Source organism: Fusobacterium sp. (assembly GCF_029258315.1).
In the GTDB taxonomy this organism is placed as follows: Bacteria; Fusobacteriota; Fusobacteriia; order Fusobacteriales; family Fusobacteriaceae; genus Fusobacterium_B.
On record NZ_JARHZE010000002.1, the window covers coordinates 1 to 10300 of the forward strand.

Below are 10300 nucleotides of genomic sequence, written 5' to 3' on the forward strand. Positions count from 1 at the left end.
AAGAGATAAAAAAAGCTGATACTTTAATAATAGTAGGAACAAGTCTTACTGTTTATCCAGCTGCTTACTATATAAATTATTTTAAAGGAGAAAACTTAGTAATAATAAATGAAACAGAAACTTCTCAAGACGGAATGGCAAATTTAGTAATAAGAACAGGATTTGCAAAAACGATGGAAGAAGTTTTAAAAATTTTAAATAAAAAATAATATTATAAAAAATAAAAATATGATACAATTTATAAAAAATAAAAAGGAGATAAAAAATATGAAGTTTCTAGGAGTTATACCAGCTCGTTATGGTTCAAGTAGATTAGAGGGAAAACCACTTAAAGATATTTGCGGGCATACAATGATAGAATGGGTTTATAAGAGAGTAAAAAAATCAAATTTAGATGATGTTGTTGTGGCTACTGATGATCAAAGAATATATGATGAGGTTATAAGATTTGGTGGAAAAGTTGTTATGACTAGAGAGGATCATCCAAATGGTACAAGTAGAATTGCAGAAGTTTGTGAAAAAATAAAGGACTATGATGTAATTATAAATGTTCAAGGAGATGAGCCATTAATAGAGGTTGATATGATAAATTCTCTTATAGATGCTTTCAAAAAAGAGCCTGATTTAAAAATGGGAACTTTAAAATATAAATTAGATTCAATAGAGGATATAGAAAATCCAAATAGTGTAAAAGTTATAACAGATAAAAATGATTATGCTATTTATTTCTCAAGATCAGTGATACCATATCCAAGAAAAGAGAATAAAGATATTTATTATAAACATGTTGGAATCTATGGATATAAAAGAGAGTTTGTAATAGAATATTCTAAGTGGGAACAAACACCATTGGAAGTTTCAGAATCTTTGGAACAGTTAAGAGTTTTAGAAAATGGATATAAGATAAAAGTTTTAGAAACTCCTCATAAAATAATAGGTGTTGATACAGCTCAAGAATTAGAGAGAGTTAGAGAATTTATAAAAGAAAATAAAGTTATTTTATAGAGGAGAAAGAATGTTAAAAAAATACTTATTAGGAATTTTATTAAGTTTAACAATTTTTATATTAAATGGTTGTAGTAATTCTCAACCGACAACTAATACAAATTTTTATCAAGGAGAATATCAAAAAGGAAGAATATCATATTTTTCAAGATATGGGTATAATGCACCAGAAACTAGAATAAAAAATAATACACCTTATTTAGATGATACAAGCCATATAAGAAGTGGAAAATTTGTAGGAAGAGGGGAAAATGATTTTTTAAGATTTTATAAGGATCTAAATGTTCAAGGGTATGGAAGTATATCTGATTACTGGAGATGGACTTATACAATAGATTCTTCAGCATATTCAAAGTCTATAAATAAAACTTTAAAAAGTTCAGGATCTTCTTATATCTACACATTAGAGAATAGAAGATGGATAAAAAAATCTATACCAAATAATCCTATTGGAAAACTAAGAGATATAGTAATTTTAGAGAGAGGAAATTCTGGAGTAGTAACTTATCTTCTTATAAAAGGAAGTAATGGAGAATATTTGGTAAAAGGCGAATATACAATAAGAAAAGTTTTAGGACTTTCAAAGTATAATACAGGAATAGACACAGATATAAAATTTGCAAAATATGGAGAAAATTATAAGATAAAAAAAGTTAATGCTAGTTTATTACCATCAGGATTCTTTGCAATAGAAAGAAGAGGAGATCACTTCACATTTTATGGTGGAGGATTTGGACATGGGGCTGGTATGAGCCAATTTGGTGCTTGTGATTTAACAAAAAATTATGGAAAAGATTATGAGGATGTTTTAGGATTTTATTATAAAAATGTAAAATTAAAAAATATGTATTCTCTGCCAAATGCTAGTAAATTTATAAGAGTTGGTTTGACTACTAATAATATGCTAAGCACTAATCATCAAAATGTGGGAATTAATATTTTAGCTAAATCAGAATTAAAAAATAGTTGGTTTAATATAAAATTAGATAAAAATGATAAGGTAAAAATATTACCTCATTCTGGAAAATTAGAAATTTATGTGAATGGAACTAAGAGGGCAACAACTCAAGAAAAAGTTACTTTAAGAAGTGCAAATAATAAATTTATGATAACTACAATCAGAAGAGGGCATACTTCTACTCCAACTTATAGAGGAAGTTTGGAAGTAAGAGTTTCTCCACAAAATCCAAGTTGTGTAAATTTAATAAATGAGGTATTTATAGAAGATTATTTATTACAGGTTGTTCCTAGTGAGATGCCAAGAAGTTTTGGAATAGAGGCTCTAAAAGTTCAAGCAGTAGCAGCTAGAACCTATGCTTTAAATGATTATCTAAAGAAAAAATATAGAAATCAAGGTTACCATGTTTTAGACAGTACACTTTCTCAAGTATATAACAATACAAATGAAAATCCAGAAACGAGAGAGGCTGTAAAGAAAACTTATGGACAGGTAATGTTATATAATGATCAACCAATAGATGCTATTTATTATTCAACAAGTAGTGGAATGGGAGCTTCAGCGAATACAGTATGGTAAAATAAAAAGCTATTCAAATTAATGATTTTAAATCAAAAATTTGTCTAGCTTTTTTTCTTTTACTAAATTAAAAAGTTTTTTCAAAAGCGATTCTAGGAGTACCATCACTTACATAGATAATACCACAGTAATCAAAATTAGATTTTTCTATAAATCTTTTCATAGAAAGATTTTTTTGATGTGTATCTATTCTAAGAGAGTGAATATTTTTTTCAAGGGCTTTTTCCATTGAAAAATCCAAAATAAGTTTGGCTAAGTTTTTTCCTTTGTAATCATTATGGATAGCAACCCTATGCAAAGTTCCATAAGAGGAGTTTGTTTTCCAACTACCCTCTATATTTTTATAGGTTTCATCTTCACCAAAAATTAAAACAAAGGTTCCAATAATTTTTTCATTGTCCACTAAAATATAATTTATATCATTTTCTATATCATAAGAGATAGTCTGAGTATTTGGATAAGTTTCATCCCACTGATTTAAATTTATCTCTTTCATATAAAGTTTTGCTTGATTAATAATTTCTAAAATAGATTTTATATTATTTTTATTAGCAATTTTAATTTCCATTTTCATCCTTCTAATCATATAATTTTTTAATAAATTTCGTTTTATAGTAACATATTTTCTAAAAAAAATCAATTTTAAATCCCGTTGATTTTTTCCCTTAAAAATGTTATACTATTATGATAATATTTGTCTTAAAGAGGAGATTATTTTAAGTAAGTAGTAAGAGGGAAAAGATAAAATATTTATTTTTGCTCCCTTATTATTTACAGAGATATACTAGTTTCTTCTTAGGAAAAATAAAAAGACAAATAAATAAAAAAATTAGGAGGAAATTAATGTTTAACGAAACAAGATTAGAATTAGAAATCGGTGGAAGAACACTATCTCTTTCAACTGGAAAATTTGCTAGACAATCAAATGGTGCAGTTATGCTTCAATATGGAGATACAGTAATGTTATGTACTGTAAATAGAAGTAAAGAAGGAAGAGCAGGATCTGACTTTTTCCCATTAACAGTTGACTATATTGAGAAATTTTATGCAGCAGGAAAATTCCCTGGAGGATTCAACAAAAGAGAATCAAGACCATCAGTAGATGCAACTTTAATCTCAAGATTAACAGATAGACCAATAAGACCAATGTTCCCAGATGGATTTAACTACGAGGTACAAATTGTAGATACTATATTCTCTTATGATGGAGAAAATACACCAGACTATCTATGTGCAATCGGATCATCAGCAGCACTTATGATATCTGATATTCCATTCTTAGGACCTGTTTCTTCTGTAATAGTAGGAAGAGATAAAAATGGAGAGTTTATATTAAACCCAACTCCAGCACAATTAGAAGAGAGCGATTTAAACTTAAAAGTTGCTGGAACAAAAGAAGCAGTTAACATGGTTGAGGCTGGAGCAGCTGAGATGGATGAAGAAACTATGTTAAAAGCAATAATGTTTGGACATGAAAATATTAAAAAGATTTGTGAATTCCAAGAAGAGTTTACAAAATTAATAGGAAAAGAAAAAATAGAGTTTGTTAAGGAAGAACCAAATCCAGTAGTTAAAAATTTCATAGATACAAATGGGGAAGAGAGATTAAAAGCTGCTGTATTAACAACAGGAAAACAAGCTAGACAAGATGCAGTAGATGCTCTAAAAGAAGAGTTAACAGAAGCTTTTGTAAATGAAAATTATCCAGAAGTTCCAGAAGAAGAACTACCAGAAGATGTAATGGCAGAATTTGATAGTTACTACGATGGACTTATGAAAAAATTAGTAAGAGATGCTATCCTTTACCATAAACACAGAGTTGATGGAAGAAAAACTGATGAGATAAGACCTTTATATGCAGAGGTTGGAACTTTACCAATGCCTCATGGATCAGCAATGTTTACAAGAGGAGAAACTCAAGCTTTAGTTACAACAACTCTTGGATCAAAAGCAAATGAGCAATTAATAGATACATTAGATGAAGAGTTCTATAAAAGATTCTATTTACATTATAACTTCCCATCTTATTCAGTAGGAGAAATTGGAAGAAATGGAGCACCTGGAAGAAGAGAGTTAGGACACGGATCTTTAGCTGAAAGAGCTTTATCATATGTAATTCCATCTGAAGATGTATTCCCATATACAATAAGAGTTGTATCTGATATAACTGAATCAAACGGGTCATCTTCACAAGCATCAATTTGTGGTGGATCACTTGCACTTATGGATGCAGGAGTACCTATTAAAGAACACGTTGCAGGAATAGCAATGGGACTTGTAAAAGAGGGAGAAGAGTTTACAGTACTTACAGATATAATGGGGCTTGAGGATCACTTAGGAGATATGGACTTTAAAGTTGCTGGAACAAAATCTGGAATTACAGCTCTTCAAATGGATATAAAAATAACAGGAATCACTGAAGAAATAATGAGAATAGCTTTAAATCAAGCTCACAAAGCTAGAATAGAAATATTAGGAGTTATGAATGCTGCAATCTCTGCTCCTAGAGAGGAACTTGCACCAAATGCACCAAGAATCCAAAAAATGCAAATAGATGTAGATAAGATAGGAGCATTAATCGGACCTGGTGGAAAAAATATTAAGAAAATAATAGATGAAACAGGTGCATTAGTTGACATCGAAGACGATGGAAAAGTTTCTATCTTCTGTGCTGACTTAGAAGCATTAGAAAAAACAGTAAGACTTATTAATTACCATGTAAAAGATGTTGAAGTTGGAGAAGTTTACAGAGGAAAAGTTGTAAAGATAGCTAAATTTGGAGCATTTATGGAAATACTTCCAGGAAAAGAAGGACTTTTACATGTATCAGAAATTTCAACTGAAAGAGTAGCAAATGTTGAGGATGTATTAAAAGAAGGAGATACATTTGACGTAAAAGTTATTTCTAACGAAGGTGGAAAAATCAGCTTAAGTAGAAAAAAAGTTTTATTAGATTTAACAAAGTAAGGAGTCAATAATTAATGAAATTAGGATTAATAAGCCTTGGTTGTAGTAAAAACACTGTTGATAGTGAAAATATGCTAGGGATATTAGTAAAAGAAAAAAAATTAGAATTAGTAGAAGATGTAGAAGAGGCGGATTTAATAATTGTAAATACTTGTGCATTTATAAATGATGCTAAAGAAGAGTCGATACAAACTATTTTAGAGATGTCAGACTATAAAAAATCTGGACATTTAAAAAAATTAGTTGTTTGTGGATGCCTTTCTGAAAGATATAAAGAGGAACTTATAAAAGAAATACCTGAGATAGATGCAGTTGTTGGAACTGGTGATGTTGATAAGATAGGTGAAGTAGTAGACAGTATAATGAATGATAAAAAAGAGATAAAGGTAGGAAGTTTAGACTTCTTACCTACATCTAAAACACCTAGAATGTTAACAAACTATCCACACAGTGCTTATTTAAAAATATCTGAAGGTTGTGACAAAAGATGTACTTATTGCATAATTCCTTTTTTAAGAGGTGAACTAAGAAGTAGAACAATTGAAGATATAATTGTTGAAGCTGAAAATTTAGCAAAAGATGGTGTTGTTGAATTAAATCTTTTAGCTCAAGAGATTACAGAATATGGAAAAGATATATATGGAAAAAGAATGCTACCTGAACTTTTAAAAGAACTTGTAAAAGTAGAGGGAATAGAGTGGATAAGACTTTACTATATGTATCCAAATTCAATAACTGATGAGTTAATAGAAGTTATAAAAAATGAACCAAAAATTTGTAATTACTTTGATGTGCCTATCCAACATATCTCTGACAAAATGTTACAGCAAATGGCTAGAGCAAAAAATGGAGACTATATAAGAAGTATATTAGGAAGAATAAGAGGAGCAATTCCAGATGCAACAATAAGAACAACTGTAATAGTTGGATTCCCTGGAGAAACAGAAGAAAACTTTGAAGAGTTAAAGGAATTTATAAAAGAATTTGAATTTGATTATGTAGGGGTTTTCAAATACTCAAGAGAAGAGGATACAGTGGCATATGATCTTCCTGATCAAGTACCTGAAGAGATAAAAGAACAAAGATGGAGTGAACTTTTAAATATTCAGGGAGAGATAGTTGAAAGAAAAAATGAAAGATTTGTAGGTCAGACTGTTGATGTTATCATTGATGGAGTATCTAATGAAAGTGAGTATATGCTAGAAGGAAGAATGAGATCACAAGCATTAGAGATCGACGGAAAAGTATTAACAAGTGATGGAACTGCAAAAGTAGGAGATATTGTAAAAGTAAAATTAGAACAGAATTTTCAATATGATTTCATAGGACCAATAGAAGAGGAATAATAGGGGGAGAAAATGAATTTACCTAATAAGTTAACAATTGCAAGATTAGTATTAGCTGTACCATTTATTTATTTTTTAGAAAATTCTATAGAGGGAGGATTAGTTTATAGATTAGTGGCTCTAGCTCTATTTGCAGTGGCATCAATTACAGATTTCTTTGATGGATATTTGGCACGGAAGCACAATTTAATAACTGATTTTGGAAAGGTTATGGATCCACTAGCTGATAAAGTTTTAGTTATATCAGCATTGGTTGTTATGGTTTATCTAAGATATATTCCATCTTGGATGTCAATAGTTGTTATTTTTAGAGAATTTTTAATCAGTGGTATAAGAATAGTTGTAGCAGCAAAAGGTGAAGTTGTGGCAGCAAATAAACTAGGTAAATATAAAACAACTTCTCAAATGATAGTCATTATGATTTTGATTTTATTTGGAAAACAGTATCCAACAGTATTTAATTTAAACTCATATTTAATGATTATCCCTGTTATATTAACTATATGGTCTGGTATTGAATATATAAATATAACAAAACATTATTTCTTAGAAGGAAATTAAAGAAGGGAAAAAAATGGAATCAATTATATTTAAAATTATTAATTTAGTTATAGAAATTCTTAAAATTGTTATTGTAATAAGAGTTGTTCTTTCTTGGGTAGCTCCTACTACAAGAAATGATTTTACAGAGGCTGTTTACTCAATAACTGAGCCGATGTTAAAGCCTTTTAGAATGCTTTTACCATTAGGATATAGCAGAATAGATATTTCTCCTATTCTTGCATATTTCGTTTTAAACCTAATAAGAAAATTAGCAATAATGTTACTTTTCTAAAATATAAAAAAGAAAAAATAGAGATAATCTTCTCTATTTTTTTTATCTATGTTATAATAGTGATAAAGAAAATAGAAGGAAAGGAAAAAGAATGGAAAATATAGAAAATACATTTAGTGAATATCATATTCCAGTTTTATATTATGAAACAATAGAGAATTTGATAACTGATAAAAATGGAGTTTATTTAGATTGTACTCTTGGTGGAGGAGGACATTCAGAAGGAATATTAAAAAATATCTCTGACAAAGGGATGGTAATTTCAATAGACCAAGACGAGCAAGCTATAAAATTTGCTTCAAAAAGATTAGAACCATATAAATCAAGATGGAAGGTGTATAAGGATAACTTTCAAAATTTAGATTCTGTACTTTATATGGCTGGAAAATATGAAGTTGATGGGATATTAATGGATATAGGGGTTTCATCTACACAATTAGATGATGAAACGAGAGGATTTTCATATAGATTTGATACAAGACTTGATATGAGAATGGATAAAAGTAGTCCTTTATCAGCATATGAAGTTGTAAATGATTATCCAGAAGAAAAATTATCAAAGATAATTTATGAGTATGGAGAGGAAAAATTTGCTAGAAAAATAGCTAGATTTATCTGTGAAGAGAGAGATAAGAAAAAAATAGAAACAACAGGGGAACTTGTTAATATAATCAGAAGAGCTTATACAGGAAAAACTCAAAAGCATCCAGCTAAAAAAACATTCCAAGCTATAAGAATAGAGGTAAATAGAGAGTTGGAAGTTTTAGAAATAGCAATAGAAAAAGCTGTTAAATGTCTAAAAAAAGGTGGAAGACTTGCAATAATAACATTCCACTCATTAGAGGATAGAATAGTAAAAAATAAATTTAGAGAACTAGAAAAAGGTTGCACTTGTCCACCAGAATTACCAGTTTGTATTTGTGGTAAGAAACCACAGGTGAAAGTTTTAACTAAAAAGCCAATCTGTGCTGGTGAAAATGAATTAGTATACAATAATAGAGCTCACTCTGCAAAACTTAGATTAGTGGAAAAAATCTAATAAAGAGGTAAAAAATGAAAAAGATTTTAGGTGTAATAATTTTATTGGTAATTGCAATTATGATTTTTCATAATAAATTATTGATAAAAATTTCTATAATTGAGAGAGAAATATATGTAGAAAAAAGATATGCTGAAGATGCAGAAAAAGAACTTTCTATGATAAAAATGAAGTACGAACAAAAAATTGATTTAAAATCTTTTGAAAAAGAGATGAATGAAAAGAAAAAAATGGAAATTACAACAGATATTAATTATTTTTCTACTGAGAAAGAAACGGAGGAGTAATGCCTGTATCAATAGGAGAAAAAATAGAATTAAATATAGAAAAAATAGTTTATGGAGGGGAGGGACTAGGATATTATAATGATTTTGCAATTTTTGTTCCTATGTCTGTTCCTGGAGATAAAGTTGAGATAGAGATAATCTCTAAAAAGAAGAGTTATGCTAGAGGAATAATAACAAAGCTTTTAAAGGGTGGAGAGGAGAGAATAGATAAAGAAAGAGTAAGCTTTGAAGATTTCCACGGTTGTGATTTTGGAATGCTTAACTACGACGCTCAATTAAAATATAAAGAACTGTTAGTAAAAGATGTTATGGAAAAAATAGGTGGGGTAAAAGATATAGAGATTTTACCTATTGTTGGTTCTGAAAAAATATATAATTATAGAAATAAAGTGATAGAGCCATTTGCTTATGGAAAAAATAAAGAGATAATAACAGGAATGTTTGAAAAGAGAAGTCACAATGTATTTCAAGTAAAAGAGAATATGCTTAGCTCTGAGCTTAGCAATAAAGTTATAAATAAGGCTAAGGAAATTTTAAATAGAGATAAAAATATATCTGTTTATAATGAGATTCAACACAGAGGAATTTTAAGACATATAATGACAAGAACGAACTCTAAAAATGAGGCTATGGTAGTTCTTGTTGTAAATCTTAAAAAAGTTTCCAAAGAGATAGAAAAATTTTTATTAGAATTATATAACCAAATGGATGAGATAAAATCTGTTTATGTTTCATTAAACACAGAAAAAACAAATTTTGCTCTTGGAAAAACTATGGTTCATCTTTTTGGACAAAAAACAATATTGGAAGAGATTGAGGGAATAAAATTTAATATTTCTCCAAGCTCATTTTTCCAAATAAATTTAGATCAGACAAAAAAATTATACAATATTGGAATAAGCTATTTTGATAATATAGAAGATAAATATATAATAGATGCTTTTTCTGGAACTGGTACAATAGGGATGATTTTATCTAAAAAAGCCAATAAGATTTACTCTATTGAAATAGTAAAATCTGCTGTTGAAGACGGAATAAAAACTTCTAAAGAAAATGGAATAAATAATATGGAGTTTATAATCGGAGATGTAAATAAAGAGATTAAAACTTTAATGGATAATGGAAATAGAGTGGATTCTATAATATTTGATCCTCCAAGAAAAGGGATAGAGGAATCAACTTTAAGAGGACTTACAAGTCATAAGATAAATGAGTTGGTATATATATCTTGTAACCCATCTACCTTTGCAAGAGATACAAAGATTCTTTTAGAAGAGGGATATA

The 10300-nt window shown here is 28.8% G+C and carries 10 protein-coding genes and 1 pseudogene; 10 read left to right on the forward strand and 1 reads right to left on the reverse strand.

Annotated elements, in window-relative coordinates; genetic code table 11:
- From Q1J48_RS00030 to Q1J48_RS00040, 3 genes and pseudogenes are all read left to right on the forward strand, one after another.
- Window positions 1–209 (forward strand): annotated as a pseudogene (locus Q1J48_RS00030) (NAD-dependent protein deacylase); the annotation flags it as partial.
- Window positions 210–267: 58 nt separating this feature from the next.
- Window positions 268–1005, forward strand: a complete 738-nt coding sequence (kdsB, locus tag Q1J48_RS00035) for a 3-deoxy-manno-octulosonate cytidylyltransferase (RefSeq protein ID WP_300360501.1) — start codon at window positions 268–270, stop codon at window positions 1003–1005.
- Window positions 1006–1015: 10 nt separating this feature from the next.
- Complete coding sequence (locus tag Q1J48_RS00040; protein ID WP_300360503.1) at window positions 1016–2542, forward strand: SpoIID/LytB domain-containing protein; 1527 nt, start codon at window positions 1016–1018, stop codon at window positions 2540–2542.
- Between the two features lie 67 nt (window positions 2543–2609).
- On the opposite strand, the gene Q1J48_RS00045 is transcribed toward Q1J48_RS00040, so the two are convergent.
- Window positions 2610–3110, reverse strand: coding sequence for a GNAT family N-acetyltransferase (locus tag Q1J48_RS00045; RefSeq protein ID WP_300360505.1), 501 nt, complete (start codon window positions 3108–3110; stop codon window positions 2610–2612).
- Between the two features lie 275 nt (window positions 3111–3385).
- Between Q1J48_RS00045 and pnp the strand changes: the two genes are divergently transcribed.
- From pnp to rlmD, 7 genes are all read left to right on the forward strand, one after another.
- Window positions 3386–5509, forward strand: coding sequence for a polyribonucleotide nucleotidyltransferase (gene pnp, locus Q1J48_RS00050; RefSeq protein ID WP_300360506.1), 2124 nt, complete (start codon window positions 3386–3388; stop codon window positions 5507–5509).
- A gap of 14 nt (window positions 5510–5523) precedes the next feature.
- Window positions 5524–6855, forward strand: coding sequence for a 30S ribosomal protein S12 methylthiotransferase RimO (gene rimO / locus Q1J48_RS00055; protein ID WP_300328308.1), 1332 nt, complete (start codon window positions 5524–5526; stop codon window positions 6853–6855).
- 12 nt (window positions 6856–6867) lie between these two features.
- Entirely contained in the window at window positions 6868–7416 is a 549-nt protein-coding gene (gene pgsA / locus Q1J48_RS00060) for a CDP-diacylglycerol--glycerol-3-phosphate 3-phosphatidyltransferase (protein WP_300328306.1), read from the forward strand.
- A 13-nt stretch (window positions 7417–7429) separates the two neighbouring features.
- Window positions 7430–7690 (forward strand): YggT family protein, encoded by a 261-nt coding sequence (locus tag Q1J48_RS00065; protein ID WP_300328303.1) that lies wholly within the window; start codon window positions 7430–7432, stop codon window positions 7688–7690.
- 100 nt (window positions 7691–7790) lie between these two features.
- Window positions 7791–8729, forward strand: a complete 939-nt coding sequence (gene rsmH, locus Q1J48_RS00070) for a 16S rRNA (cytosine(1402)-N(4))-methyltransferase RsmH (RefSeq protein ID WP_498040955.1) — start codon at window positions 7791–7793, stop codon at window positions 8727–8729.
- 14 nt (window positions 8730–8743) lie between these two features.
- Entirely contained in the window at window positions 8744–9016 is a 273-nt protein-coding gene (locus tag Q1J48_RS00075) for a hypothetical protein (RefSeq protein WP_300328299.1), read from the forward strand.
- Window positions 9016–10300 (forward strand): 23S rRNA (uracil(1939)-C(5))-methyltransferase RlmD (gene rlmD / locus Q1J48_RS00080; protein WP_300360507.1); only part of this gene is annotated, 1285 nt, incomplete at its 3' end. The genes Q1J48_RS00075 and rlmD, both read left to right, overlap by 1 nt.